This is a genomic window from Cellulomonas olei (genome assembly GCF_039548315.1).
In the GTDB taxonomy this organism is placed as follows: Bacteria; Actinomycetota; Actinomycetes; order Actinomycetales; family Cellulomonadaceae; genus Cellulomonas.
Genome location: NZ_JBCLVN010000036.1, coordinates 1 through 24,823 on the forward strand (window position 1 = coordinate 1; position 24,823 = coordinate 24,823).

General features: G+C 76.5%; 24 protein-coding genes and 1 pseudogene. 16 read left to right on the forward strand and 9 right to left on the reverse strand.

What is annotated here, in order from left to right; all coding sequences use genetic code 11:
- Positions 1-539 (reverse strand): hypothetical protein (locus AAHH18_RS11895; protein ID WP_343301778.1); only part of this gene is annotated, 539 nt, incomplete at its 3' end.
- 115 nt (positions 540-654) lie between these two features.
- Here AAHH18_RS11895 and AAHH18_RS11900 point away from each other — a divergent pair.
- The 3 genes and pseudogenes from AAHH18_RS11900 (at position 655) to AAHH18_RS11910 (ending at position 6,134) form a co-directional block, all read left to right on the forward strand.
- On the forward strand, positions 655-3,042 hold the full coding sequence (locus AAHH18_RS11900; RefSeq protein ID WP_283321046.1) for an excinuclease ABC subunit UvrA: 2,388 nt from the start codon (positions 655-657) through the stop codon (positions 3,040-3,042).
- A gap of 44 nt (positions 3,043-3,086) precedes the next feature.
- Positions 3,087-3,575 (forward strand): annotated as a pseudogene (locus tag AAHH18_RS11905) (metallophosphoesterase family protein); the annotation flags it as partial.
- Between the two features lie 237 nt (positions 3,576-3,812).
- Complete coding sequence (locus AAHH18_RS11910; RefSeq protein WP_343301779.1) at positions 3,813-6,134, forward strand: putative bifunctional diguanylate cyclase/phosphodiesterase; 2,322 nt, start codon at positions 3,813-3,815, stop codon at positions 6,132-6,134.
- An 84-nt stretch (positions 6,135-6,218) separates the two neighbouring features.
- Here AAHH18_RS11910 and AAHH18_RS11915 read toward each other — a convergent pair whose 3' ends face one another.
- Complete coding sequence (locus tag AAHH18_RS11915) at positions 6,219-8,198, reverse strand: cation:proton antiporter domain-containing protein (protein WP_343301780.1); 1,980 nt, start codon at positions 8,196-8,198, stop codon at positions 6,219-6,221.
- 197 nt (positions 8,199-8,395) lie between these two features.
- Between AAHH18_RS11915 and aztD the strand changes: the two genes are divergently transcribed.
- Both aztD and AAHH18_RS11925 read left to right on the forward strand, forming a co-directional pair.
- Positions 8,396-9,736: a zinc metallochaperone AztD gene (gene aztD / locus AAHH18_RS11920; protein ID WP_343301781.1), complete on the forward strand. Its 1,341-nt coding sequence runs from the start codon at positions 8,396-8,398 to the stop codon at positions 9,734-9,736.
- Positions 9,737-9,879: 143 nt separating this feature from the next.
- Entirely contained in the window at positions 9,880-10,887 is a 1,008-nt protein-coding gene (locus AAHH18_RS11925; RefSeq protein ID WP_343301782.1) for a metal ABC transporter substrate-binding protein, read from the forward strand.
- A gap of 9 nt (positions 10,888-10,896) precedes the next feature.
- Here AAHH18_RS11925 and AAHH18_RS11930 read toward each other — a convergent pair whose 3' ends face one another.
- Both AAHH18_RS11930 and AAHH18_RS11935 read right to left on the reverse strand, forming a co-directional pair.
- On the reverse strand, positions 10,897-11,166 hold the full coding sequence (locus tag AAHH18_RS11930) for a DUF7218 family protein (RefSeq protein WP_343301783.1): 270 nt from the start codon (positions 11,164-11,166) through the stop codon (positions 10,897-10,899).
- 101 nt (positions 11,167-11,267) lie between these two features.
- Positions 11,268-12,365, reverse strand: coding sequence for a CobW family GTP-binding protein (locus AAHH18_RS11935; RefSeq protein WP_343301784.1), 1,098 nt, complete (start codon positions 12,363-12,365; stop codon positions 11,268-11,270).
- A gap of 51 nt (positions 12,366-12,416) precedes the next feature.
- Here AAHH18_RS11935 and rpmB point away from each other — a divergent pair, with 51 nt between their 5' ends.
- The 7 genes from rpmB to AAHH18_RS11970 all read left to right on the forward strand — a co-directional run bounded on the left by rpmB (position 12,417) and on the right by AAHH18_RS11970 (position 14,418).
- Positions 12,417-12,653 (forward strand): 50S ribosomal protein L28, encoded by a 237-nt coding sequence (gene rpmB / locus AAHH18_RS11940; protein WP_283321053.1) that lies wholly within the window; start codon positions 12,417-12,419, stop codon positions 12,651-12,653.
- The gene (gene rpmG / locus AAHH18_RS11945) at positions 12,653-12,820 is read left to right on the forward strand and encodes a 50S ribosomal protein L33 (protein ID WP_343301785.1); all 168 of its coding nucleotides are present in this window, start codon (positions 12,653-12,655) and stop codon (positions 12,818-12,820) included. The genes rpmB and rpmG overlap by 1 nt, the downstream gene beginning before the upstream one ends.
- A complete protein-coding gene (gene rpsN / locus AAHH18_RS11950; RefSeq protein ID WP_343301786.1) occupies positions 12,820-13,125 on the forward strand; it encodes a 30S ribosomal protein S14 in 306 nt (101 codons plus the stop codon). Before rpmG ends, rpsN begins: the two co-directional genes overlap by 1 nt.
- Before the next feature lie 10 nt (positions 13,126-13,135).
- The gene (locus AAHH18_RS11955; RefSeq protein ID WP_283321056.1) at positions 13,136-13,408 is read left to right on the forward strand and encodes a type B 50S ribosomal protein L31; all 273 of its coding nucleotides are present in this window, start codon (positions 13,136-13,138) and stop codon (positions 13,406-13,408) included.
- Complete coding sequence (gene ykgO, locus AAHH18_RS11960) at positions 13,405-13,527, forward strand: type B 50S ribosomal protein L36 (RefSeq protein ID WP_283321057.1); 123 nt, start codon at positions 13,405-13,407, stop codon at positions 13,525-13,527. The genes AAHH18_RS11955 and ykgO overlap by 4 nt, the downstream gene beginning before the upstream one ends.
- Positions 13,527-13,697, forward strand: coding sequence for a 50S ribosomal protein L32 (gene rpmF, locus AAHH18_RS11965; RefSeq protein ID WP_283321058.1), 171 nt, complete (start codon positions 13,527-13,529; stop codon positions 13,695-13,697). The genes ykgO and rpmF overlap by 1 nt, the downstream gene beginning before the upstream one ends.
- A 73-nt stretch (positions 13,698-13,770) precedes the next feature.
- Positions 13,771-14,418, forward strand: coding sequence for an alpha/beta hydrolase family protein (locus AAHH18_RS11970; RefSeq protein WP_343301788.1), 648 nt, complete (start codon positions 13,771-13,773; stop codon positions 14,416-14,418).
- A 2-nt stretch (positions 14,419-14,420) separates the two neighbouring features.
- Here the strand turns inward: AAHH18_RS11970 and AAHH18_RS11975 are convergent, their stop codons facing one another.
- The 3 genes from AAHH18_RS11975 to AAHH18_RS11985 form a co-directional block, all read right to left on the reverse strand.
- The gene (locus AAHH18_RS11975) at positions 14,421-14,900 is read right to left on the reverse strand and encodes a heme-degrading domain-containing protein (protein WP_283321060.1); all 480 of its coding nucleotides are present in this window, start codon (positions 14,898-14,900) and stop codon (positions 14,421-14,423) included.
- Between the two features lie 74 nt (positions 14,901-14,974).
- Positions 14,975-15,649, reverse strand: coding sequence for an SAM-dependent methyltransferase (locus tag AAHH18_RS11980; protein ID WP_343301789.1), 675 nt, complete (start codon positions 15,647-15,649; stop codon positions 14,975-14,977).
- 100 nt (positions 15,650-15,749) lie between these two features.
- Positions 15,750-16,781, reverse strand: a complete 1,032-nt coding sequence (locus AAHH18_RS11985; RefSeq protein ID WP_343301790.1) for an NAD(P)/FAD-dependent oxidoreductase — start codon at positions 16,779-16,781, stop codon at positions 15,750-15,752.
- Positions 16,782-16,865: 84 nt separating this feature from the next.
- Between AAHH18_RS11985 and AAHH18_RS11990 the strand changes: the two genes are divergently transcribed.
- Positions 16,866-17,582, forward strand: a complete 717-nt coding sequence (locus AAHH18_RS11990) for a helix-turn-helix domain-containing protein (protein WP_283321064.1) — start codon at positions 16,866-16,868, stop codon at positions 17,580-17,582.
- On the opposite strand, the gene AAHH18_RS11995 is transcribed toward AAHH18_RS11990, so the two are convergent.
- Both AAHH18_RS11995 and AAHH18_RS12000 read right to left on the reverse strand, forming a co-directional pair.
- Positions 17,579-18,748: an SLC13 family permease gene (locus AAHH18_RS11995; protein ID WP_343301791.1), complete on the reverse strand. Its 1,170-nt coding sequence runs from the start codon at positions 18,746-18,748 to the stop codon at positions 17,579-17,581. The two genes, AAHH18_RS11990 and AAHH18_RS11995, sit on opposite strands and share 4 nt — an antisense overlap.
- Before the next feature lie 117 nt (positions 18,749-18,865).
- The gene (locus AAHH18_RS12000; RefSeq protein ID WP_283321066.1) at positions 18,866-20,098 is read right to left on the reverse strand and encodes an AGE family epimerase/isomerase; all 1,233 of its coding nucleotides are present in this window, start codon (positions 20,096-20,098) and stop codon (positions 18,866-18,868) included.
- A gap of 207 nt (positions 20,099-20,305) precedes the next feature.
- On the opposite strand from AAHH18_RS12000, the gene AAHH18_RS12005 reads away from it, so the two are divergent.
- Genes AAHH18_RS12005 through AAHH18_RS12015 form a run of 3 tightly spaced genes read left to right on the forward strand, consistent with a single transcriptional unit; the run spans position 20,306 to position 24,742 of the window.
- Positions 20,306-21,436 (forward strand): LacI family DNA-binding transcriptional regulator, encoded by a 1,131-nt coding sequence (locus AAHH18_RS12005; protein WP_343301792.1) that lies wholly within the window; start codon positions 20,306-20,308, stop codon positions 21,434-21,436.
- A gap of 28 nt (positions 21,437-21,464) precedes the next feature.
- Entirely contained in the window at positions 21,465-22,232 is a 768-nt protein-coding gene (locus AAHH18_RS12010; RefSeq protein ID WP_283321068.1) for an HAD family hydrolase, read from the forward strand.
- Positions 22,229-24,742 carry a glycoside hydrolase family 65 protein gene (locus AAHH18_RS12015; RefSeq protein ID WP_283321069.1) on the forward strand — a complete coding sequence of 838 codons (2,514 nt, stop codon included), beginning with the start codon at positions 22,229-22,231 and terminating at the stop codon, positions 24,740-24,742. The genes AAHH18_RS12010 and AAHH18_RS12015 overlap by 4 nt, the downstream gene beginning before the upstream one ends.
- The last annotated feature ends 81 nt before the right edge of the window (positions 24,743-24,823 follow it).

The following is a 24,823-nucleotide window of genomic DNA, read 5'->3' on the forward strand; positions in this document are numbered from 1 at the left end:
CGCACGGGCGCCGGCCGCGGCGCCACGGCGACGGCGGGCCCGGCGGTCAGCGCCGGCAGCACCGCCGTCCAGCGCCGCAGCAGCGCGCTGGCCCCGCGGTCCGTCGCGGTCAGCAGCAGCACGGCCGCGACGACCGCCACGGCGTGGGCGAGGAGCATGCCGGCGCCGGTGCCGTGGGCGTGGGCGTGGGCGGCGTCGACGAGGCCGCCCGCCGCCACCGCCCCGGCACCGTGGTGGGCACCGGGCCCGTCCGGCGGCAGCGCACCGGGCCGCGCCGGGCCGGACAGCCAGGTCAGCGTGGCGTGCACCCCGAGCTGCCCCGCGAGGGCCGCCGGCAGCAGCACGGGGACGGTCAGCGGCCGGCGCGAGAGCGCCGTCGAGCCGAGCAGCACGGGCACGCCGGCGAGCAGCAGCGCCGGTGCCGTCGGGCCGCCGCCGCCGCCGAGCACGTGCGCGCCCGACCCGAGCCCGAGCACGGTGACCGCCACGCCGAGCAGGCGCCCGACGGCGAGCGCGCGTGACGGGGGCGGGCGGTCCACGCCGCCGACCGTACTCCACGACCGGGACCTTGGTCCTGGTCGCACGACACCCGCCCCGGACGACGACCGGTGTCGGACCCGTCGGCCACACTGGGGCCCGAGCAGAGGAGACCCGATGACCACCGAGACGCCCGCAGGGACGCCCACCGGGCCGCACGTCGCCGACAGCCACGACCGCATCCGCGTCCGCGGCGCTCGCGAGAACAACCTCCGCGACGTGAGCGTCGACCTGCCGAAGCGCCGGCTCACCGCGTTCACCGGCGTGTCCGGGTCGGGCAAGAGCTCGCTGGTGTTCGCGACCATCGCCGCCGAGTCCCAGCGGATGATCAACGAGACCTACAGCGCGTTCGTGCAGGGCTTCATGCCGACGCTCGCCCGCCCGGACGTCGACGTCCTCGACGGGCTGACCACCGCGATCATCGTCGACCAGGAGCGCCTGGGGGCGAACCCGCGCTCGACGGTCGGCACCGTGACGGACGCGAACGCGATGCTGCGCATCGTCTTCAGCCGGCTCGGGCAGCCGCACCTCGGCCCGCCGCAGGCGTTCTCGTTCAACGTCGCCTCCGTCAGCGGCGCGGGGGCCGTGACCGTGGAGAAGGGCGGCGCGCCGGTCGCCGAGCGCCGCGAGTTCCGCGTCACGGGGGGCATGTGCCCGCGCTGCGAGGGCCGGGGCACGGTGCAGGACTTCGACCTCGCCGAGCTGTACGACGCCGACAAGGCCCTGGCCGACGGCGCCCTGCGGGTGCCCGGCTACACGATGGACGGCTGGTACGGCCGCATCTTCGCCGGCAGCGGGTTCTTCGACATGACCAAGCCGATCCGGGACTTCACGCAGCAGGAGCTCGCGGACCTGCTGCACCGGGAGCCCACGAAGATCAAGGTGGAGGGCATCAACCTCACCTACGAGGGCCTGATCCCCAAGATCCGCAAGTCGATGCTCGCCAAGGACGTCGACGCCATGCAGCCGCACATCCGGGCGTTCGTCGAGCGGGCGGTGACCTTCACGACGTGCCCCGACTGCGACGGCACGCGGCTCAACGAGGGCGCGCGGTCCTCGAGGGTCCACGGCCTGTCGATCGCCGACGCCTGCGCGATGCAGATCAGCGACCTCGCGGCGTGGGTGCGCGGCCTCGAGGAGCCGTCCGTCGCTCCGCTGCTGGAGTCGCTCGGGGAGACGCTCGACTCCTTCGTCGAGATCGGCCTGGGCTACCTCTCGCTCGACCGGCCGTCCGGCACGCTGTCCGGCGGCGAGGCGCAGCGCACCAAGATGATCCGGCACCTCGGGTCGTCGCTCACCGACGTCACGTACGTGTTCGACGAGCCGACCATCGGCCTGCACCCGCACGACATCCAGCGCATGAACGGCCTGCTGCTGCGGCTGCGCGACAAGGGCAACACCGTGCTCGTCGTCGAGCACAAGCCCGAGGCGATCGCGGTCGCCGACCACGTCGTCGACCTCGGCCCCGGGGCGGGCTCGGCGGGCGGCGAGATCGTGTTCGAGGGCACCGTCGCCGGCCTGCGCGCGAGCGGCACGCTGACCGGGCGGCACCTGGACGACCGCGCCACGCTCAAGCCCGCCGTGCGGCGGCGCACGGGCGTCCTCGAGGTCCGCGGCGCACGGACGCACAACCTGCGGGACGTCGACGTCGACGTGCCGCTCGGCGTGCTGACCGTCGTGACGGGCGTCGCCGGGTCCGGCAAGAGCTCGCTGATCCACGGGTCCGTCTCGCGTCGCGAGGGCGTCGTGACGGTGGACCAGGGCGCGATCCGCGGGTCCCGCCGCAGCAACCCGGCCACCTACACGGGCCTCCTGGAGCCGGTGCGCAAGGCGTTCGCGAAGGCCAACGGCGTCAAGCCCGCCCTGTTCAGCGCCAACTCGGCGGGCGCCTGCCCCACCTGCAACGGCGCCGGGGTGGTGTACACCGACCTCGGCATGATGGCCGGCGTCGCCACCACGTGCGAGGAGTGCGAGGGCCGGCGGTTCCAGGCGTCCGTCCTGGAGTACACCCTCGGCGGCCGGAACATCGCCGACGTGCTCGCGCTGCCGGTGACCGAGGCGGAGCGGTTCTTCGCGGAGGGCGACGCCCGGACGCCGGCCGCGCACGCCGTCCTGGCCCGGCTCGCGGACGTCGGCCTCGGCTACCTGACGCTGGGGCAGCCGCTCACCACGCTGTCCGGCGGCGAGCGGCAGCGCCTCAAGCTGGCCGTCCACATGGGCGAGCAGGGCGGCGTGTACGTGCTCGACGAGCCGACCACGGGGCTGCACCTCGCGGACGTCGAGCAGCTGCTCGGGCTGCTGGACCGGCTGGTCGACGCCGGCAAGACGGTCGTCGTGATCGAGCACCACCAGGCCGTCATGGCGCACGCGGACTGGATCATCGACCTCGGCCCGGGCGCGGGGCACGACGGCGGTCGCGTGGTGTTCGAGGGCACGCCCGCGGAGCTGGTCGCGGCCCGGTCGACGCTCACCGGCGAGCACCTGGCCGCCTACGTCGGGGCGTGACGACCGTGGACGCGGCGGGCGGGGACGCCGGGCGCGGGACGGCGGTGGAGCTGCTGCTGCTCGCCGACACCCACGTCCCGCGACGGGCCCGCGACCTGCCGGCCGAGGTCTGGGCGGCGGTGGACGCGGCGGACGTGGTGCTGCACGCGGGTGACTGGGTGGACGTCGACCTGCTCGACGCGCTGGAGGCCCGCGCCCGGCGGCTCGTCGCGTGCTGGGGGAACAACGACGGACCGGACCTGCGGGCCCGGCTGCCCGAGGTGGCGCGCGCGACGCTCGGGGGCCTGCGGTTCGCCGTCGTGCACGAGACCGGCCCGCGGACCGGCCGCGAGGCGCGCTGCGCAGCGGCGTTCCCGGACGCCGACGTGCTGGTGTTCGGGCACAGCCACATCCCGTGGGACACGGTCGCGCCGGGCGGTCTGCGGCTGCTCAACCCGGGGTCCCCGACGGACCGGCGGCGGCAGCCCACCGGCACGTACCTCACCGCGCGGGTGGTGGACGGCGCGCTGCACGACGTCACGCTGCACCCGGTGGCGCCGCGTCGGCCGGCGGCGCCCGCTGGCGGGTCGGGCGGCCGTCCGGCGGCGAGCGGTCCGGCGTCGGGCGGGGCCGCGGCGAACGGGCCGATCGCGCGCGGCTCCGCGGCGAGCACGTCCCCGGTCGGTCGCGAGCACGGCTGACCTGCGCGGCTGACCTGCGCGACTGTGACACCCGGGGGAACCACCCGCCCCCGGGGTCAGGAACCGCCCGCGGCAGCCGATGACACGATCATGACCGGGCGACCTGGCAGGTGGGCGCCCCCGCGGGTCGCAGTCGTCGGCGGGGCGATGCTGGTGCACGCCCCGCTGCCGGACGGCGCCCTGCGCGACGCGCTGTTCGTGGCGATCGGCGCCGCCTGCGTGGTGGTGCTCGCGCGCGCGGCCTCGCGCATGCCCCCCGGCCGGCGCCGCGCCTGGCGCCTGCTGGCGGCCGGCCTCGCGGCCTGGGTGCTCGGGGACCTGGTGTGGACCGTGCTGGACCGGGTCCTGGGAGTGTCCCCGTTCCCGTCCGCCGCGGACGTCGCGTACATCGCCTCGTACCCGCTGCTCGCCGCCGGCATGGTCCGCGCGTTCCCCGCCCCGCCCGGCCGGCGGCCCGTCTGGGTGCTCGACGCGCTGCTGGTCACCGGCGGCCCGGTGCTGCTGCTGTGGCTCGCGGTGCTCGGGCCCGCGGTGACCGAGTTCCACGGCGCGCCCGCCGCGACGCTCGTGGGCGCGCTCTACCCGCTCGGGGACGCGCTGCTGCTGGTGGTCCTGGCGCGCACCGCCACGGCCTCCGGCCGGCGCACCGCCGCCCACCTGCACGCGACCTGGGCGGTGCTGCTGATCCTGGGGGCGGACGTCCTGTTCCAGCTCGGCTCGGCCGTGCCGTGGCTGGACCGGCACCTGCACCTGCTCGACACCCTGTGGCTCGGCGGGTACGTGCTGATGGCCGCGGCCGGTCGTCACCCGTCGGCGGCGTCCGAGGCGCCCGCGCGGCCGTCCGTCGACCTCACCGTCGGGCAGATCGCGCTGGTCGCCGCGTCGTGCGCCGTCATCCCGGGCACGCTCCTGGTCGGCGCCCTGACCGGCGCTCCGCTGCGCATCGTCGAGGCCTGCGCCGTGGGCATCGTGATGATGACCGCCCTGCTGCTGCGGTTCGGCGGCCTGGTGCGCACGCTGAGCCGGCAGAACGCGCACCTCGCGCACCTCACGGTCACCGACCCCCTGACCGGGCTGGCGAACACCGCGGGCCTCGCCGCGCACGTCGAGAGACCCGCGGCGGAGACGCCGCCCGGCACCGTCCCCGTCCTGCTGCTCGTCTCGCTCGACGGCTACCGGGACGTCGTCGAGACGCTCGGCTACGGCGTCGCCGACGACCTGCTGGTGGCGGTCGCGCACCTCCTGGACGACCTCGCGCCCGCGACGTCCCGCGTCGCCCGGCTCGGACGCGACGTGTACGCGGTGACGCTGGACGTCACGACGCCCGCGGAGGGCTGCGGCGCGGCCCGCGACCTGCAGGCGCGCCTGGCCGCGCCGGTGCGGGCGCGCGGGATGGACCTGCCGACCCGCGCGCTGATCGGCGTCGCGCTGGCACCCGGCCGGCCCGCGTCGCTGCCCGCTCTCATCGCCGACGCGGACGCGGCGCTGACGGAGGCGCGCCGCCGCCCCGACCGGGTGGCGTGCGCGCACTGCGACGGCGGCGGGGAGGCCGGGGCCACCACGCTGCCGGAGGCGGACCTGCTCCGCGGGCTGGCGGCGGCCGTCGGGCGCGGCGAGCTCGTCGTGCACTTCCAGCCCGTCGTGACGGTGCGGGGCGCCCTCGTCACGGGGGCCGAGGCCCTCGTCCGGTGGCAGCACCCGCAGCACGGCCTGCTCGGCCCGGCCGCGTTCATCCCCGCGGCGGAACGCACCGGCCTCGTGCGACCGGTGACCCTGCACGTGCTCGACGTCGCGCTCGCCCGCTGCGCCGAGTGGCGGGTCCACCGGCCGGACTTCGTCGTGGGGGTCAACGTGTCCGCCCAGGACCTGGAGGACCCGCGGCTGGTCGACGACGTGCGCGCCGCGCTCGACCGCCACGGGCTCCCCCCGCAGGCCCTGACCCTCGAGGTCACGGAGACGATGGCGATGCGGGACGGACCGGGCGCGGAGCGCACGCTGCGGGCGCTCGCCGACCTCGGCATCCGGCTCGCCGTCGACGACTACGGCGTCGGCTACGGGTCGCTCGACTACCTGCGGCGGCTGCCGTTCTCCACGCTGAAGATCGACCGGGCCTTCGTCGCCCCCGCCGCCGCCGACGCGGTGTGCGCCGCGATCCTGCGCTCGACCGTCGACCTGGGGCACGCGCTGGGCATGCGCGTCGTCGCCGAGGGCGTCGAGGACCCCGCCACGGCGACGCTGCTCGGGGAGCTCGGGTGCGACCGTGCGCAGGGGTGGGCGTTCGGGCGCCCCGAGCCGGCGGAGGTGTTCGCGGCGCGGCTCGTCCGGTCGTCGGCCCAGGCGGCGACGGCGGCGCCGCAGGCCACAGAGGGCCCGGGAAGGGCCGAGGCGCCGGAGCCCGTCGCCGCGCCCTGAGCACCCGGGGCACCCCCAGCCCCCGGAGCCCCCGGCGGACGCCGCGACCTCGCGCGGGGCTCCGCCCCGGCCGCGCCGGACCGCTCACTCGTGCGCGCGCAGCTCCAGGCTGATCTGGTCGGCGTCGAGCACCGTGAGCGCCTCGGTCAGCGCCCCGGACGAGGCCGTGCCGAGGTCCCGCACGCGGAGCAGGGCCGCGCGCTGGGCGTCGAGCGTCGCCAGCCGCAGCTCGCGCACCTGGGCCGCGACGGACGCGCGGTCGGTGTCGGCGTCGACCTCGACGTCCACCTCCTCCGCCTGCCGCTCGGCCACCCGCCGGGCCAGCTCGAGCACCGCCGGCGCGTACGGCGTCCCGTCCGGGCGCCGCAGGTCCGGGTCGCCCAGCAGCTCGGCGGCCGCCCGTGACATCTCGACCACCAGCCGGTCGAGGTCCGCCCGGTCGTCAGTGCCGTCGCGCGACAGCCCGAGCCGCCGCACCACCCACGCGAGGGTGCCGCCCTGGACCAGCAGGGTGCCCGCGGCGACCGTGAACGCCACGAGGATCAGCAGCGCCCGGTGCGGCGTCTCGCGCGGCAGCGACTGGGCGGCGGCCAGCGTGACCACGCCGCGCATCCCCGCCCACACCAGGACGACGCCCTCACGGGCACCGAGCGGCTCGGCCTGCAGGTAGTCGATGTCGGCGATCCGCCGCGTGATGCGGGCGCGCACGCGGCTCGTGCGCGTCTCGGGGGTCTCGTCGGCCCGGGCGCGCGGCTTGCGCGTCCAGCGCCGGCGGCCGAGTGCCCGGCGCAGGTCCTCCCGGGCGGGCGCCGAGGGCGCCGACGGCACCGTGGGAGCCTCCGACGGTGCCGCGGCGGCCTCCGTCCCGCCCGGTGCGGCGGCCTCCGTCGGGCTTGCCGCGGCGGCCTCCGAGACCCCGGCGCCGCGCTCCGCGAGCGGGTCGGACCCGGCGCGCCACGTCGTCCCGGACGGGCCCTGCCGCCAGACCTGCGCGCGCTCCTCCGGCGTCATCCTGCTGAAGGCGTCGACCCGGTCGTTGGCCGCGGTGAGGAGCCCGCGCACCCCCGCCCCCCGGCGCGCCCGGCGGGACAGGGTGCGCACCAGGAACGTGACGTAGCCGGTGCGCACCACCAGCACCACCACGGCCGCGAGCGCCGCCAGCCCGAGCGCCAGCCAGAGGCTGCCGTGCTCCCCGCGGACCTCCTCGACCAGGCCGTACACCTCGAGCCCCATCACCAGGAACACCGCGCCCTCGAGCAGCAGCTCCAGCGTGCGCCAGTTGGCCGCCTCGGCGATGCGGTCCTGCGGGCGCAGCCGCACGCTGCCCGACCCGGCGACGAGGCCCGCGGCGACCGTCGACACGAGGCCCGACGCCCCGAGCCTCTCGGCCGGGAGGTAGGCGATGAACGGGACGAGGAACGAGATGGTCGTGGTCAGGTGCGGGTCGGACACGCGGGTGCGGAGCCAGAGGCTCGCCTTGCCGACGGACGCGCCGACCACCACGGCGACGGCCACCGCGAACACGAAGTCCCCGACCACGCCCCACAGGGTCACGGAGGCGGCCGTGGCGGCGACGGCCGAGCGCAGCAGCACCAGCGCGGAGGCGTCGTTCAGCAGGCTCTCGCCCTCCAGCACCGTGACGACGCGGGGGCTGACGCCGGAGCGGCGCACGATCGAGGTCGCGACGGCGTCCGTGGGGCTGAGCACGGCCCCCAGGGCGATGCCGGTGGCGAGCGTGACGTCGGGGATCAGCCACGAGAACACCAGGCCGAGCACCACGGAGGTCACGACCACCAGCGCGACCGACAGCCCGCTGATCGCGGTCAGGTCGCGCCGGAAGTCCATGGTCGGCATCGAGACCGACGTCGCGTACAGCAGCGGCGGCAGCACGCCGCCGAGGATCCACTCCGGTTCGATCTCCACGGCGGGCACGGCCGGCACGAGGCTGATCGCGACGCCGAGCAGCACGAGCAGCAGCGGTGCGGCGACGCCCACCTTCGGCGCGAGGGCCGTGACCCCGATGACGGCGACCGCGACGATCAGCGCGACGAGCAGCAGATCCATCAGGCGACCCCGGCGCGACGGAGGGGTCCCGCGGGGCGTGCGGGGCGCGAGGACGGCTCGGACGGCACCGCGGGGGCCGGGGCTGCTGGCGTCATGGCGCCCAGTGTGACCCGCCGGGCCGGGTGCCGTCTCGTGCGCGTCCAGGTCAGGGCTGTGACAAACATGAGAACGGGTATCATTTGTGTTAGCGTCGCGCCATGATCCGAACCACCCGTCCCCGCCCGCGCGTCCTCGGCGCCCTCGGCCTCGGGGTGTCCGCCGCCCTGCTCGCGGCCTGCAGCACCGGTGCCGGCGACACCGCCGCACCCGCGCCCGACCCGACCTCGTCCGCACCCTCCGCCACCGAGGTCGCGACCGCGAAGCCGCGCCTCGTCCTGACCTACGACGGGGGCGTCCAGGTGCTCGACGCCGACAGCCTCGAGGTCGTGGCCGACCTGCCGCTCGAGGGCTTCACCCGCGTCAACGGCGCGGGCGACAACCGCCACGTGCTCGTGACGACCACCGGGGGCTTCCAGGTCCTGGACGCCGGCACCTGGTCCGAACCCCACGGGGACCACGCCCACGCGTACACGAGCGACCCGGTGCTCACCGACGTGCGCTGGGCCGCCGAGAAGCCCGGCCACGTCGTGCCGCACGAGGGCCGCACGGCGCTGTTCGACGACGGGACGGGCGCGATCACGGTGCTCGACTCCGACCAGGTCGCCGACCCCGACGCCCCGGCGCGGGAGCTGACCACGCCCAGCGCCCACCACGGCGTCGCGGTGGAGCTCTCCGACGGCACGCTCGTCGTGTCGGAGGGGACCGAGGAGGCCCGCACCGGCATCCGCGTGCTCGACGCCCACGGCGAGGAGGTGGCCGCCACGCAGGAGTGCCCCGGTGTGCACGGGGAGGCCGTCGCCGCCGACGAGGCCGTGGTGATCGGCTGCGAGGACGGCGCCGTGGTGTACGCCGGCGGCACGATCACGAAGGTCGCCGCGCCCGACGCCTACGGCCGCATCGGCAACCAGGCCGGGACCGAGGAGTCCCCCGTCGTGCTGGGCGACTACAAGTCCGACCGAGACGCGGAGCTCGAGCACCCCACCCGCGTCTCGCTGATCGACACCCGTGACGGCAGCCTCCGCCTGGTCGACCTGCCCTCGTCCTACACGTTCCGGTCGCTCGCCCGCGGCGAGGACGGCGAGGCCCTCGTGCTCGGCACCGACGGCTCGCTCCACGTCATCGACCCCGTGTCCGGCACCCTGGTCCGCTCCATCCCGGTGGTCGACGCCTGGGAGGAGCCGGACGAGTGGCAGTCCCCCCGGCCCGCGCTGACCGTCCTCGACGGGTCGGTCTACGTCACCGACCCCGCCACGCGCAGCGTGCACGCGGTCGACGTGGTGTCCGGCGAGGTGTGGCTGTCGACCACGCTCGACGTCGAGCCCAACGAGATCACCGGCGTTTCCGGCGCCGTGCCGCACGACCACGCGGACGAGCACGGCGACGACCACGACCACAACGACGAGCACGACCACGACCACGAGGACGAGAACGCCGGCTGACGCGACCGCGCACCGGCCCGGCACCACACCCGGCCGCGCGCCGGAGCGAGGCCCGGAGCGACGCACGCTCCGGCCCGCTCCGCGCGCGGCCGTCCGCGTCCCCGCACCTCGCACCCCCGCACCCCTGCACCCGGGAGGACCCCGTGCCCCGACCCCGCCCCCACCAGCAGACCCACCTCGACCCGTACGCCGGCCCGCACGCCGCCGCGACGCCCGAGCGCACCGCGGCGAGCGGCCCACCGGCGCGCACGGCACGCCCCGCACGCACCGGGGCAACCGTCGTCGCCGCCGCTCTCGCGCTGGCGGCGTGCGCGCCCGCGGGCGCCGACGACCGCGTCGACGTCGTCGCGGCGTTCTACCCGCTGCAGTTCGTGGCGGAGCGCGTCGGGGGCGAGCACGTGACCGTCGGCTCGCTCACGCCGCCCGGGGGCGAGCCGCACGACCTGGAGCTCTCGCCCAGCGCCGTCTCGCGGCTGGGGGACGCGGATCTCGTCGTCTACCTGTCGGGCTTCCAGGCGGCGACCGACGAGGCGGTCGCCGCGAGCAGCCCGACGCACGTGGTCGACACGGCGCGCGCGGCCGCGCTCGAGCCCGCACCGGACGGGACGCCGGCCGGGTCGGGCTCCGGGGCGCCCGACCCGCACTTCTGGCTCGACCCGGCGCGGCTGGCGCAGGTCGGGCACCAGGTGGCGGACGCGCTCGCGGAGGTGGCCCCGGCGCACGCGGCGGACTTCGCGGCGGGCGCCGCGGACCTCGAGGCGGACCTCGACGCCCTGGACGACGACCTGGCCGGGGGCCTCGCGTCCTGCCGGGGGGCGACGCTCGTGGCCTCGCACGAGGCGTTCGGCTACCTGGCGCAGCGGTACGGGCTGCACCAGGTCGGGCTGTCCGGCGTGGACCCCGAGGTGGAGCCCTCCCCCGCCCGGCTGCGCGACGTCGCCGCGGTCGTCCGGGACGAGGGCGTGCGGACGCTGTACTTCGAGGTGCTCGTGAGCCCGAAGGTCACGCAGACCCTCGCGGACGAGCTCGGCGTCGCGACGGCCGTCCTCGACCCGCTGGAGGGCATGGCCGAGGACGACGACCGCGACTACCTGGACGTCATGCGGGACAACCTGGACGCGCTGGCCACCGGCCTGACCTGCGGCGGCTGACGGCCCGCCTCAGTGCGACCGGAGCGCGTCGACGAGCTCGGACTTCCTCATGGAGGAGCGTCCGTCGATGCCGATCTCGGCAGCCCGCTTGCGGAGGTCCGCGACCGTCCAGTCCTCGTAGGAGCCGGACTCGCCGCCCTTGCGGCCGACCGACGACCGTCCGCGCGCGGCGGCCGCGTTGGCGATCCGCGCGGACTTCTCCTTGCTGTTGCCCTCGTCCCGGAGCTCCTCGTACAGCTCCTTGTCCTTGACACCCGGACCGGGGTCACGACGCGGCATGGCGGCCTCCTGGCTGTCGGCGGTGCTGACCCCTCCGACACTGCCCCCGCCCGTGCCCGCCCGCATCCGCACGGCGGGCACGGGCGGCGACCGGACCTCGATCAGGCGGCGCGGTCCCCGAGCCACGGCGCGAGCACGTCCTCGCGCCCGAGCCACGCGTGCAGGCCCCGGGCGTGCTCCCGGGCGGAGACCAGGACGTCCTCGAACGCGGCGAGCAGGTCGCCGCGCACGTCGTCCACGCCCGTGAAGACCAGCCGGGTCGAGGGCGTGCCGCGACCCCAGGTGCCGACCTCGCCGATGCTGAGCTGTCCGCCCGCGCCGTCCCAGCCGCACACGGAGTCGGGCCGGGTGGGCACCCAGAAGTGCCCCCGGCTGCGGTGCCTCCCGCCCCCGAGCCGGGAGACCTCGGCCACGAGGCGGTCGGGGTGCAGCGGACGGTCGGCGCGCAGGTCGAGCGTCCACACCCCGTGGGCGGTCGGCGCCCCGGCCACCGGCGCCACCGCCCGCGGGTCCAGTCGCCGCTCCGCCGCCGCCGCGTCGTGGCGCCCGGACAGCAGCACGTCCGCGTCGACGCCCCACACGCCGTCGACCCGCAGGCCGTCCGCGGCCCGGACGTGGTCGAGCAGGTCGGAGGCGACGGGGTGCTCGGCGGCGTCGCCGCTGACCAGCAGGACGTCGGCGTGCGCCACCTGGGCCGCGAGCGCCTCGCCGACGCCGCGCTCGTCGTCCTCGGTCAGCGCGATCCCGCGCTCGGCGAGCAGGTCGTCGCCGAGCAGGTCGTGCTCGAGGGTCGCCAGGTCGAGCGCCGCGACCACCCGGGCGAGCCGCAGCCCGCGGAGCCGGCCGCTCTCGCGCGCCGCGGCCCCGAGAGCCCGGGTGACGGGCAGGGACTCGGCGGAGACGGGCAGGGCGAGCAGCACGGCGTCCCAGCGGCCGTCGCGGGCGAGACGCTCGAGGGTCGGCACCGCGTCCTCCCGCACCGAGCAGCTCAGGCACGCGTGCGCGAGCGGGACGAGGACGTCCTCGAGCACGCCGCCCGCGTCCGCCACGACGCGCCGGATGCCGCCACCGTCGGGCCCGTCGACGATGTCGTGCCGCAGCACGACGGTGCGGGGGCGGTCGGTCACCACGCCGAACGCGACGGCGTCGCGCAGCAGGGGGTCGACGGTGGCCAGGACGGTGAGGGTCGTCGGCGTCATGGGGCCAGCCTAGCGCTTGTCGCAAACGATTCTCATTAGTATGCTGAACCCATGTCCGCTCACTGCCAGGTCCTCGGGACGACCCCGGGGTTCGGCCACTCGATCTCCCACTCCCACCGGCGCACCAAGCGGCGGTTCGACCCGAACATCCAGCGCAAGCGCTACTGGGTGCCCTCGCTCGGGCGGCACGTGACGCTGACCGTCTCGGCCCGGGGCATCAAGACGGTCGACAAGCTCGGCATCGAGGTCGTGGTGGCCCGGATCCTGGCCCGCGGGGAGAGGCTCTGATGGCCCGCGCCGCCGACGTCCGCCCGATCGTCACGCTGCGCTCCACCGCCGGGACGGGCTCCACCTACGTCACCCGCAAGAACCGCCGCAACGACCCCGACCGGCTCGTGCTGAAGAAGTACGACCCGGTCGTCCGCCGCCACGTCGACTTCAAGGAGGAGCGCTGATGGCCAAGACGAGCAAGATCGCCAGGAACGAGCAGCGCAAGGCCGTCGTCGCCCGCTACGCCGAGCGGCGCCGCGAGCTCAAGGCCGCGTCCGTGAACCCGCACCTGCCCGAGGCCGAGCGCGTCGCGGCGCGCGCCGCCCTGCAGGCCCTGCCCCGCGACGCCAGCCCCACCCGGGTGCGCAACCGCGACGTCGCCGACGGCCGTCCCCGGGGCTACGTCGGGAGGTTCGGGCTCTCGCGCGTGCGGATGCGGCAGATGGCCCACCGCGGCGAGCTGCCCGGCGTCACGAAGTCCAGCTGGTGAGGAGGACGACATGAAGCAGGGCATCCACCCCGACTACCACCCGGTGGTGTTCCGGGACGTCAGCGCGGGCTTCGCGTTCCTGACCCGGTCCACGCTGACCTCGGACCGGACCGTCGAGTGGGAGGACGGGAACACCTACCCCGTCGTCGACGTCGACGTGTCCTCCGCGAGCCACCCGTTCTACACCGGCAGGTCCCGCGTCCTGGACACCGCCGGCCGCGTCGAGAAGTTCCGCCGGCGCTACGGCATCACCGCGCCCACCACCCCCGAGGAGACCCGATGAAGGTCCGCGCCTCCCTGGCGTCCCTGAAGAAGAAGGACGGCTCGATCGTGGTCCGCCGCCACGGGAAGACCTTCGTCATCAACAAGAAGAACCCCCGCTGGAAGGCCAGGCAGGGCTGATGGCCGTCCCCAAGCGCAGGCTCTCCCGGAGCAGCACCCGCTCCCGCCGCTCCCGGTGGAAGGCGACCCCCGTGCCGCTCGCGACGGCACGCACCCCGGACGGGCGGACCGTCGAGGTCCCCCGCCGGCTGGTCCGCGCCGTGGAGCGCGGCCTGGTGGACCCGGCCTGACGGGACCCGCCCGTCCGGGCCGGCGGTCCGCCGTCCGGACCCGCGCGCCGTGCCCCGCGCTACCGTGCGGGGCATGGCGCGCGACGACGTCCCGGCCGAGCTGCTCGACCTCGACACCCCGCAGGGGACGGCACGCGCGCACCTGCACCTCCCGCCCGGAGCCGCCCCCGCGCCCGGCGCGCTCGTGCTCGGGCACGGCGCCGGGGGTGGCGTCGGCGCCCCCGACCTGCTCGCGGTCACCGCGCTGGCGACCGGCCTCGGCCTGGCGGTCGCGCTGGTCGAGCAGCCCTACCGCGTCGCCGGCAAGCGCGTCGGCCCGCGCCCGGCCGCGCTGGACGAGGCCTGGTGCGCGGCGGTCGCGGGCGTGCGCGACCGGCTGCCCGGCGTGCCGCTGGTGACCGGGGGCCGGTCCGCCGGCGCGCGCACGGCCTGCCGGACTGCCTCCGCCACCGGCGCCGCCGGCGTGCTGTGCCTGGCGTTCCCGACGCAGCCGCCGGGCCGCCCGGACCTGCCGAGCCGCCTCCCCGAGCTCGAGACCCCGCAGGTCCCCGTCCTCGTGGTGCAGGGCGCGACCGACCCGTACGGCGTCCCGCCGCAGGCCCCCGGTCGCCGGGTGGTCGTGGTGCGCGGGGACCACGGCCTCAAGGCGGACCTGCCCGCCGTCACCGCCGCGGTGCGCGACTGGCTGCCGTCGGTGCTCCCGGTGCCGCCCGCCGGCTGACCTCAGCCGTCCAGGAACGTCCGGACGGCCTCGACCACCAGGGCGTGGTCGTCGGCCTGCGGCAGGCCCGACACGGTCACCGCGCCGACCACCCCGACGCCCTCGACGTGCACCGGGAACGCCCCGCCGTGCGCCGCGTACTCCTGCAGCGGGAGGTCGTGCGCCGCGGCGAACGTCGTGCCCTTCGCCCGCGCCCGCAGGCCCTGCAGGTACGACGAGGTGCCGAACCGCTCGACGACCCGCACCTTCCGCTCGACCCAGGTGTCGTTGTCCGCCACGGTGCCCGGCCGCGCGGCGTGGAAGAGCTGCTGGGTGCCCCGGCGGACGTCCACCGTCACCGGCAGGTCCCGCTCGGTCGCCAGCCGGACCAGCAGGCAGCCGAGCTCCCACGCGTCGTCGTTCGTGAAGGTGGCGAACCGGAGCTCGCGCTCCTGCCGCTCGACCTCGGCGATCACGGCCCGCACGTCGCTGTCGTCGCTCATGCCCGCGATCCTGCCACCCGCCCGGAGGCCGGGGAGGGTGGCAGGACGCGCGGCGCGGTCCGGGAAGGTCGCGGTCAGCGGCAGCGCACGGCCCGCACCACCGTGTCCCGGATGGTGATCTCCCGGCCGTCGGGGTCCACGACCTGCCGCGGGCGCGCCTCCGCCACCGGCACGTCCCAGGCGCCCGGCGCCAGCGCCGCCACCACGTCCTCGGGCTCGAAGAAGAGCTCGGGCACGTCGGGCCGGCCGATCGTCGTGGCCAGGTCGCTCGCGTGGTGGGCCACCACGAGCAGCGTCCCGCCGGGAGCGGTCGCCCGGGCCATCGTCCCGAACGCCGCGGCCCGCACGTCGGGCGGCAGGTGCAGGAAGTGCGTCGTGACGAGGTCGAAGGCGCCCTCCCCCGCGTCCCACCCGGCGATGTCGACGCGCTCGGTGCGCACCCGCTCCGCCACGTCCGGCCCGGCCGCCTCGGCCGCGGCCCGCACCCGGTCCAGCGCCGTCTGCGCGAGATCCACCGCGGTCACCCGCCAGCCGCGGGACGCCAGCCACAGGGCGTCCCCGCCCTCGCCGCACGCGACGTCCAGGGCGCGGCCCGGCGGCAGCGCCCCCGCCTCCGCCACGAGGGAGGGGTTCGGTCGCCCGCTCCACACCTGCGGCGCCGACCGGTACCGCTCCTCCCAGAACTCCCGGTCGTGGCGGACCTCTCCCGGGTCGCCGCCGTGCCCGTGCCCGTGGTCGTGGTCGCTCATGCCGTCCTCCTGCCGTCGGTCCCGCTCGTCGTCCTGCCCGCGGCCGCGCGCCGGGTGCTCCCGGCCCGCGCCCGTCCCGCCTGCCCGCCCGTCCCGCGCGTCACAGCCCGTGCCGCCCGTCGCCCGCGAGCCGGTCCGCGAGGGCGCGCTCGGACGCCGCGGAGAACGGCCCCGTCTGCTCCCGCCGGTACCGCGTGACGGCCGCGTCGGCGTCCTCCGCGGCGAGCTCGCCCACGAACGCGGCACCCGCGGCGAGCCCCTCGGCGGCCGCGACCTGCACCTGCGCCCGCAGGTCGGTGACGTTCCCGGCGACCCGGACGCCCGGCACCGCGGTGGCGCCGTCGGGCCCCGCCTCGACGGCGGTGCCGATGCGGCGCCCGCCCATCGTCACCGGCGCCGTCGGCAGCCCCAGGCCCTCGAGCCCGTCGAGCCGCGCGGACAACCCCGTGGCCACCACCACGGCGTCGCACGGCAGCACCGGCCCGGACGCCAGCCGCACCCCGGAGACGGCGCCGGCCGTGACCTCCAGGCCCGCGACGCGCCCGTCGACCACCCGCACGCCGAGCGCGGCGAGCCGCTCCCACCCGGCGTCGTCGGGATCCTCGCCGCCGTCCAGGAACAGCGTCAGGTCCCGCGTCCACCCGTGCCAGAGCTGGACCTGGTGCAGGGCGACCGGGCCGGAGCCGAGGACGGCCACCGCCCGGTCACGCACCTCCCAGCCGTGGCAGAACGGGCAGTGCAGCACGTCGCGGCCCCAGCGGTCGGCGAGCCCGTCGACCAGGGGGAGCTCGTCGGCCAGGCCCGTCGCCACCAGCACGCGGCGTGCGCGGACCACGCGCCCGCCGTCGAGCACGGCCCGGACGCCGTCGCCGTCCCGCCGGACGTCGGCCACGCGGGCCTCGACGACCTCGCCGCCGTACCCCTGCACCTCCGCGCGCCCGCGCGCCAGCAGGTCGACCGGGGGCAGGCCGTCGAGCCCCAGGTAGGCGTGCATGTGCGCCGCGGGCAGGTTGCGCGGCGTGCCGTCGTGCACCACCAGCACCCTGCGGCGGGCGCGCGCGATCGTCAGCGCCCCGCTCAGGCCCGCGGCCCCGCCGCCGACCACCAGGACGTCGTACCGGTCCTCGTCCATCCCGTCCTCCTCCGTCGTCGTGACGAGCCTGCGCGCACGGAGCCACATTGACAAACACCGTTGCCGGATCGGCAAACTGGGGTCATGCCCGACCGCACCGCCCGCCGTGCCCACGACCCGCAGGGCGAGCGCACCGCCACCCGGCGGCAGCACACCCCGGCCGACCCGGCGCCGGACGACCTCGAGCCCGTCCTCGAGGCCGTCGGCCCGCGGCTGCGCGACCTCCGGCAGCGGCGCGGCAGCACGCTCGCGGACCTCTCCCGCAGCACCGGGATCTCCGTCAGCACGCTGTCCCGGCTCGAGTCCGGGCAGCGCCGCCCCACGCTGGAGCTGCTGCTGCCGCTCGCCCGCGCGCACCAGGTGCCGCTCGACGAGCTGGTCGGTGCGCCCGCGACGGGCGACCCGCGCGTGCACCTGTCGCCGTTCGAGCGCCACGGCGTGACGTACGTGCCGCTCAGCCGCCGCCCCGGCGGGCTGCAGGCCTACAAGATGGTCTTCCCGGCTGGCCTCCACCCCGGCCCGCCGGACCCGCGCACCCACGAGGGCTACGAGTGGATGTACGTGCTGTCCGGCCGCATGCGCCTGGTGCTCGGCGAGCACGACCTGCTGGTGGACGCCGGCGAGGCCGTGGAGTTCGACACCCGGGTGCCGCACTGGTTCACCAACCCCGGCCCCGGCCCGGCGGAGGTCCTCAGCCTGTGGGGCCCGCAGGGCGAGCGCATGCACGTGCGGGCCCGGTCCACCCGGCGCAGGGCCGCGCCGGGCGCCGACGACGCGGGCGGCCCCGGCGGCTCCCGCTAGGCCGTCACCGCGAGCGCGAGCACCGCCCCCGCGACCGCGAGCGGCGCCAGCCACAGCCCCTGCACGACGAACGCCCGCACGGGCACGTGCACGAGCGCCTGCCGGCAGCGCTGCCACCACAGCACGGTCGCGAGCGACGCCCACGGGGTCAGCAGCGGGCCGACGCCCGTCCCGATCAGCACGGCGGCGAGCCGCAGCGGGCTGTCGGCGGCGACGGGCTCGAGCACCAGGTACGCCGGCAGGTTGTTCACGAGGTTCGCCGCGCCGGCCGACAGCGCGGCGACGCCCAGCAGGGCGCCCGTGCCGTCTCCCCCGGGCGCTGCGGCGACCAGCGCCTCGCCGAGCCCGCGCACGTGCAGCGTCTCGACGACCACGAACAGCGAGGCGACCACCAGCAGCATCCGCCACGGCACCAGCTGCGTCGGGCGCACCGGGAGCGCCCGGCGCCGCACCGCGAAGGCCGCGAGCAGGACGACCGCGGCCGCGAGCGCGACCGCCCACACCGGCAGCCCGGCGACGAAGCCCGCGGCCATGACGACGGTGGTCGCGCCGGTGACGCGCAGCAGCGCCCGGTCGGGCGGGACGTAGCGCGGCCCGGGCTCGAACCGTCCACGCAGGTCGGCCCGCCCACGCACGGCGAGCACGGCCACCGTCACCAGCACGGCCGCGAGCGCGGGAGCCCACATCAGCCCGAGGTAGCCGACCCCGGCGTCCGTGAACCGGTGGTCGGCGAGCAGGTTCGTGAGGTTGGACACGGGCAGCAGCAGCGACGCGGTGTTCGCGAGCGCGACGACCGTCAGCACCAGCAGCAGCGGCGACGTGCCGGTGCGGCGGGCCAGGCTGATGGCGAGCGGCGTCAGCAGCACCGCGGTGGTGTCGAGCGAGAGCAGGACCGTGGACGCCACGGCGATGACGACGAGCAGCAGCCAGAGCAGCCACCGCCGCCCGCCGGCCGACCGCGACGCCGCGTCCGTCGCGACGTCGAACAGCCCCGCCGCGCCGCACAGCTCCGCGACCACGGTCAGCGCCGCGACGAACAGCAGGACGGGCCCGACGCGCTCGGCCAGGGCGCCGGCGTCGGCGCGCGGGAGCGCCCCCGTCAGCACGAGGAGGGCCGCCACCACGACGGCGACCCACCACGGGACGGACCGCCGGCTCCGGGACACGGCGTGACTCTAGGACCCCGCCCCGCGCACCGCGCGCCAGGTCCGGCCCGGTGCACCGCGCGCCAGGTCCGGCCCGGTGCGCCGCGCGCCAGGTCCGGCGCCGCGACGCCGGCGGCCTCAGTCCAGCAGCCCCTGCGCCAACGCCGGGGCGATGACCGGCGCGAGCGGCAGCCGCGGGATCAGCGTCGCCTGCACCGCGTGGTAGAGGTCGGCCTTGCCCTCCCACACCGTGCGCGACACCCGGTTGTCGGTGCCGAGCTCGTGCCACCAGGAGCCGCCCTCGTGGTCGAGCAGGTGCTCGGCGACGTACTCCCACCACGTGACGTACCAGTCGTCGAACCGCTGGTCGCCCGTCGCCGCGTGCAGCGCCGCGGCCGCCGCGACGGCCTCGGCCGCCACCCAGTGCATCCGCTCCCGCACGACGGGCTTCCCGGACCAGTCGACCGTGTAGACGAACCCGGGGGCGCCGTCCACCGACCAGCCCTCGCGGACGGCGGCGTCGAACAGCGCGACCGCGTCGTCGAGCATCCACGTCGGTGCCACGTCCCCGGCGGCGGTGAGCGCGGCCCGGGCGTGCAGGGTGAGACGCGCCCACTCCAGCCAGTGCCCGATCGTCGCGCCGTACGGCCGGAACGGGTGGGCCGGGGTGTCGGCGTTGTACTCCAGGTCGGCCTCCCAGCGGGCGTCGAAGTGCTCGGGGATCCGCCACTCGTTGCCCCGCGCGTAGCCGTGCACCACGCGGGTGAGGATCCGCACGGCGCGGTCGAGCCACACCCGCTGCCCGGTCACGCCGTGCGCGGCCAGGTACGCCTCGACGGTGTGCATGTTGGCGTTGACGCCGCGGTACCCGTCGAGGTGCGTGAACGTCCGGTCCCAGGACTCGACGGCCATGCCGGCCTCCTCGTCCCAGAACCGCTGCTCGGACACCGCCAGGGCCTCGCGCAGCAGCGCCTCCGCGCCGGGACGCCCGGCCGCGGCCGCCGACGACGTGGCCAGCACGACGAACGCGTGCGGGTAGGCCGCCTTCTCGGTGTCGCGGGGCGTGCCGTCGGCGTCGACCTCGGCGTACCAGCCGCCGTGCTCGGCGTCGCGGAACAGGCCGTCCAGCGCCGCGAGCCCGTGGTCGACGAGCGCCGCGTTCCCCGGCCGTCCCATGAGGTGCGCGAGGGCGTAGACGTGCGTCATCCGGCAGGTGATCCACAGCTCGACCGGGCCGGGCAGCGGGCGCCCGACGTCGTCCAGGCGCAGGAACCCGCCGGACGGCGCGACGGACGCCCTCCCGAAGGCGAGCAGGCGGTCGGTCTCGGTCTCCAGCCAGCGGGCGTGCGCGGGCGTCGTCAGCCACGTCATGGGTGTCACCCTAGTCACACCCGCGCCGGCGGCAGCAGGCCGGCCGCGGCCGCGCGAACCCGCAGGCAGCGCGCGGGATGCCGGGTTCGCCCGAGTCGTCCTGGCGCTTTGACAGCGTCGCGCGCGCGGCGGGAGGATTTGACCGGTCAAAGCGCTCCGTCGCCTCCGCCCGCTCCGCACCAGCCGCACGGACGCCCCGAGGACCCCATGCACACGCCCGACGCCCCGCGCCAGCACGCGGACCCGGCCGGTCGCGTCACCATCCGCGCCGTCGCGGAGCACGCGGGCGTCTCGCGGCAGACGGTCTCCAACGCGCTCAACGCCCCCGGCCGGCTGTCCGCGGGCACGCTGGCCCGCGTCCGCCGCTCCGTCGACCTGCTCGGGTACGTGCCGGACCGGGCCGCGCGGGCGCTGTCCTCGCGGCGCTCCGGGCTGATCGGCATCCGCGTCGGGCCCACCGCGCACCGCACGGCCGCCCACCCCGACCGGCTGCTGCACGCGCTCGTCGCCGCCGCGCGACCGCACGGCTACCGGCTGCTGGCCTTCGACGCCCCGTACGGCGACGACGACGCCGAGATCGCCGCGTACGCCGAGCTGCTCGCGGGCCACGACGTGGACGCGGTCGTGGTCGCGGACACCCACCCCGGTGACCGCCGGCCCGCCTGGCTCGCCCGGCAGGGGGCGGCGTTCGCGGTGCACGGGCGGCCCTGGGGCGACGACGACGCGGCGCACCCGTGGGTCGACGTCGACGGCGCCCTCGGCACGGCCCTCGCCGTCCGGCACCTGGCGGGCCGCGGCCACCGCCGCGTCGGGTTCGTCGGCTGGCCGGCGGACGGCGCCGGCGGCGACGCCCGGCGGTCCGGCTGGCGCGCGGAGACCGCCCGGCTCGGCCTGCACCCCGGACCGGACCTGACGGCGGCCGCCGACGACCCCGGCGCCGCCACCGCGGTGGTCGCCGCGTCGCTCGCCCGCCCCGGGGAGGCCCCGACGGCGTTCGTGTGCGCCTCCGACGTCCTGGCCCTCGGGGTGCTGGACGCGGTGACCGACGCCGGCGCCACCCCCGGCCGGGACGTGGCCGTCACGGGCTTCGACGACTCCGACCTGGCCTCGCTCGCGCGTCCCGGGCTGACGAGCGTCCGGCAACCCCTCACACTGGTGGCGCAGATCCTCGTCGAGCAGGTGCTGGACCGGCTCGGCGTCGACCTCGGGCACCCGCCGGCCCCGGCCGGCCCGGTCGCCCCGGAGCTCGTCGCCCGCGCGTCCAGCGCCTGGTCCGTCCCCGCGGTCCCCGTCGTCCGCAGGACCCCCGCAGACCCCGTCACCCCCGCCCCCCGCTGAACCCCCGAGCACCCTGGAGCACCCGCCCGTGGCACCCGCCCCCGACCGCCCCTCCGCGGTCCTCGACGGCCTCGACGCCGTCCTGTTCGACCTCGACGGCGTCCTGACGCCGACCGCCGTCGTGCACATGCACGCGTGGGAGCGGCTGTTCGCCCCGCTGCTGGAGGAGCGCGGCGCGGCGCCGTACACCGACGCCGACTACTTCGCGCACATCGACGGCAAGCCGCGCTACGAGGGCGTCCGGTCGCTGCTGGCGTCCCGCGGGATCGAGCTGCCGTGGGGGGACCCGGCCGACTCCCCCGACGCCGCGACTGTCTGCGGCCTCGGCAACCGGAAGAACGCCGTGTTCACGCAGGTGCTGGAGTCGGAGGGCGTGACGCCCTACCCCGGCTCGGTGCGGCTCGTGGACGCGCTGATCGCGGACGGCCGGGCCGTCGCCGTGGTGTCGAGCAGCCGCAACGCGGTGCCCGTGCTGGCCGCGGCGGGCCTCACCGACCGGTTCCCCCTCGTGGTGGACGGGCTGGTTGCGGCCGAGCGCGGCCTGGCGGGCAAGCCCGCACCGGCGACGTACCTGTACGCCGCGGACCAGCTCGGCGTGCCGCGCGAGCGCGCGGTCGTCGTCGAGGACGCCGAGTCCGGCGTCGCCTCCGGCCGTGCCGGGGACTTCGGGCTCGTCGTGGGCGTGGACCGGGGCGCGGGCGCCGCGGTCCTGCTGGAGCAGGGGGCTGACCTGGTGGTGGACGACCTCGCGGAGCTCGTCACCACGTCCGACGACCCCGAGAGCACCCTGCCGTGAACCCCACCTCCCTGTTCACCCCCGACCCCCTCGACCGGCACCGGTTCCCGAAGGACGAGTGGCGGCTGCGCGAGACGCGGCACGACGCCCGTGACCTCGGCCGCACCGAGACCCTGTTCGCGGTGGGCAACGGCTACCTCGGCATGCGCGGGAACGTCGAGGAGGGCCGCGACAGCCACAGCCACGGCACCTTCATCAACGGCTTCCACGAGACGTGGCCGATCCGGCACGCCGAGGAGGCGTACGGCTTCGCCCGGGTCGGCCAGACGATCGTCAACGTGCCGGACGCGAAGATCCTGCGCCTGTACGTCGACGACGAGCCGCTGCTGCTCACCGTCGCCGACCTGCACGAGTACGAGCGGACCCTCGACTTCCGCGACGGCGTCCTCTACCGGGACCTGGTCTGGCAGACGCCGTCGGGCAAGCGCGTGCAGGTGCGCAGCCGGCGCATGGTGTCGTTCGCCGAGCGGCACCTGGCCGTCATGACGTACGAGCTCACGATGCTCGACGCCGACGCGCCCGTGGTGGTGAGCAGCCAGATCCTCAACCGGCAGGACGGGCAGGACGAGTACCACGTCCGCGCGGCCGCGATGGGCGAGGGCTTCGACCCGCGCAAGTCCGAGACGCTCAGCGAGCGGGTGCTGGAGCCGCGGTCGCACTGGGGGTCCGACGGCCGCTACGTGCTGTCGTACCGCACGGCGGCGTCCGGCATGACCCTCGCGGTGGCGGCCGACCACAGCATCGAGACGGAGAACGAGGTCGAGGAGCTCTCGCTCGTCGAGGAGGACCTGGCCAAGCACGTCTACCGCGTCGACGCGAAGCGGGGCCAGACCGTCCGCATCACCAAGGTCGTCACGTACCACTCGTCGCGCGGCGTGCCGGCGCGCGAGCTGGCGGACCGGTGCCGCCGCACCCTGGACCGCGCCGCCAAGGCCGGCGTCGAGCAGGCGTTCGCCGACCAGCGCGCGTGGCTCGACGCGTTCTGGGCGCGCTCGGACGTCGAGGTGCCGGGCCAGCCCGAGCTGCAGCAGGCCATCCGCTGGAACCTGTTCCAGCTCGCGCAGGCCACCGCGCGCGCCGAGGGCAGCGGCATCGCGGCGAAGGGCCTGACCGGCTCGGGGTACAGCGGGCACTACTTCTGGGACACCGAGATCTACGTCCTGCCGTTCCTCAGCTACACCTCCCCGCGCGTGGCCCGCAACGCGCTGCGGTTCCGCTACACGATGCTGGACGCGGCGCGCCGCCGGGCCGCCGAGCTCAACCAGAACGGCGCGCTGTTCCCGTGGCGCACCATCAACGGCGAGGAGGCGTCGGCGTACTACGCGGCGGGCACCGCGCAGTACCACATCGACGCGGACATCGCGCACGCCGTGCGGCAGTACGTCGCCGCCACCGGGGACGACGGGTTCCTGGCGCGCGAGGCCGTCGACGTCCTGGTCGAGACCGCGCGCATGTGGGCGGACCTCGGGTTCTGGCGCGGGACCAACGGCGACGCGTCGTTCCACATCCACGGCGTCACGGGGCCCGACGAGTACACGACCGTGGTGAACGACAACCTGTTCACCAACGTCATGGCCCGCGCGAACCTGCGCGGGGCGGTCGAGGCCGTCGAGCGGCTCGCGCACGAGCACCCGGCGGAGCACGCCGCGATGGCCGCCCGGCTGCGCCTCACGCAGGACGAGCTGGACGAGTGGGCGCACGCCGCGGAGCGCATGCACATCCCGTTCGACGAGCGCCTGGGCATCCACCCGCAGGACTCGCAGTTCCTCGAGAAGGAGCTGTGGGACCTGGCGAACACCGACCCGGCCAAGCGCCCGCTGCTGCTCTACTACCACCCGCTGGTGATCTACCGGTTCCAGGTGCTCAAGCAGGCCGACGTGGTGCTGGCCCTGTTCCTGCAGGGCGACCAGTTCACGCCGGAGGAGAAGCTGGCGGACTTCGACTACTACGACCCGCTGACCACCGGCGACTCCACGCTGTCGGCCGTCGTGCAGTCGATCGTGGCCTCCGAGGTCGGCTACCAGGAGCTCGCGCTGCGGTACTTCACGTCGGCGCTGTACGTGGACCTGGCGGACCTGCACCACAACACGTCCGACGGCGTGCACGTGGCCTCGCTCGGCGGCGTGTGGAGCGCGCTGGCGTGCGGGTTCGGCGGCATGCGCGACCACGAGGGCGTCGTGTCGCTCGACCCGCGGCTGCCGGAGGTCTGGGACGGGCTGACGTTCCGGATCACGCTGCGCGGCACCCGGGTGCGCGTCGACGTCCGGCACACCGAGCTGCGGCTGACCGTCGAGGACGGCGACACCGCGGACCTCGTCGTGCGCGGCGAGCACGTGAAGGTCACGGCGGGCGACCCCGTGGTGGTGCACCTCGACCCGGCGCCGCGCCTCATCGGCACGCCGACGGTGCGCGACATCGAGGGCACGCGCCGCGCCGACGGCACGCTCATGACGGCGACCGTGCCGGACCACCCGACGGTCGTCACGCCGCCGCCGCTGCCGCACGACTGAGCCGCCGCGCGGGGCGCCGCACGACGCCCCGCGCACGCGCCGACCACCAGGCCCGTCGTCCCGGATCCCCGGGGCGGCGGG

Bases quoted from the DNA above. Each gene is read 5' to 3' on its own strand.
- AAHH18_RS11910 (WP_343301779.1), top strand. From the start codon at position 3,813: ATGACCGGGCGACCTGGCAGGTGGGCGCCCCCGCGGGTCGCAGTCGTC.
- AAHH18_RS11980 (WP_343301789.1), bottom strand. From the start codon at position 15,649: ATGAGCGACCACGACCACGGGCACGGGCACGGCGGCGACCCGGGAGAG.
- aztD (WP_343301781.1), top strand. From the start codon at position 8,396: ATGATCCGAACCACCCGTCCCCGCCCGCGCGTCCTCGGCGCCCTCGGC.
- AAHH18_RS11900 (WP_283321046.1), top strand. From the start codon at position 655: ATGACCACCGAGACGCCCGCAGGGACGCCCACCGGGCCGCACGTCGCC.
- ykgO (WP_283321057.1), top strand. From the start codon at position 13,405: ATGAAGGTCCGCGCCTCCCTGGCGTCCCTGAAGAAGAAGGACGGCTCG.
- rpmB (WP_283321053.1), top strand. From the start codon at position 12,417: ATGTCCGCTCACTGCCAGGTCCTCGGGACGACCCCGGGGTTCGGCCAC.
- AAHH18_RS11915 (WP_343301780.1), bottom strand. From the start codon at position 8,198: ATGGATCTGCTGCTCGTCGCGCTGATCGTCGCGGTCGCCGTCATCGGG.
- AAHH18_RS11955 (WP_283321056.1), top strand. From the start codon at position 13,136: ATGAAGCAGGGCATCCACCCCGACTACCACCCGGTGGTGTTCCGGGAC.
- rpmG (WP_343301785.1), top strand. From the start codon at position 12,653: ATGGCCCGCGCCGCCGACGTCCGCCCGATCGTCACGCTGCGCTCCACC.
- AAHH18_RS11975 (WP_283321060.1), bottom strand. From the start codon at position 14,900: ATGAGCGACGACAGCGACGTGCGGGCCGTGATCGCCGAGGTCGAGCGG.
- AAHH18_RS11970 (WP_343301788.1), top strand. From the start codon at position 13,771: ATGGCGCGCGACGACGTCCCGGCCGAGCTGCTCGACCTCGACACCCCG.
- AAHH18_RS12005 (WP_343301792.1), top strand. From the start codon at position 20,306: ATGCACACGCCCGACGCCCCGCGCCAGCACGCGGACCCGGCCGGTCGC.
- AAHH18_RS11985 (WP_343301790.1), bottom strand. From the start codon at position 16,781: ATGGACGAGGACCGGTACGACGTCCTGGTGGTCGGCGGCGGGGCCGCG.
- AAHH18_RS11930 (WP_343301783.1), bottom strand. From the start codon at position 11,166: ATGCCGCGTCGTGACCCCGGTCCGGGTGTCAAGGACAAGGAGCTGTAC.
- AAHH18_RS11990 (WP_283321064.1), top strand. From the start codon at position 16,866: ATGCCCGACCGCACCGCCCGCCGTGCCCACGACCCGCAGGGCGAGCGC.
- AAHH18_RS12000 (WP_283321066.1), bottom strand. From the start codon at position 20,098: ATGACGTGGCTGACGACGCCCGCGCACGCCCGCTGGCTGGAGACCGAG.
- AAHH18_RS11935 (WP_343301784.1), bottom strand. From the start codon at position 12,365: ATGACGCCGACGACCCTCACCGTCCTGGCCACCGTCGACCCCCTGCTG.
- rpmF (WP_283321058.1), top strand. From the start codon at position 13,527: ATGGCCGTCCCCAAGCGCAGGCTCTCCCGGAGCAGCACCCGCTCCCGC.
- rpsN (WP_343301786.1), top strand. From the start codon at position 12,820: ATGGCCAAGACGAGCAAGATCGCCAGGAACGAGCAGCGCAAGGCCGTC.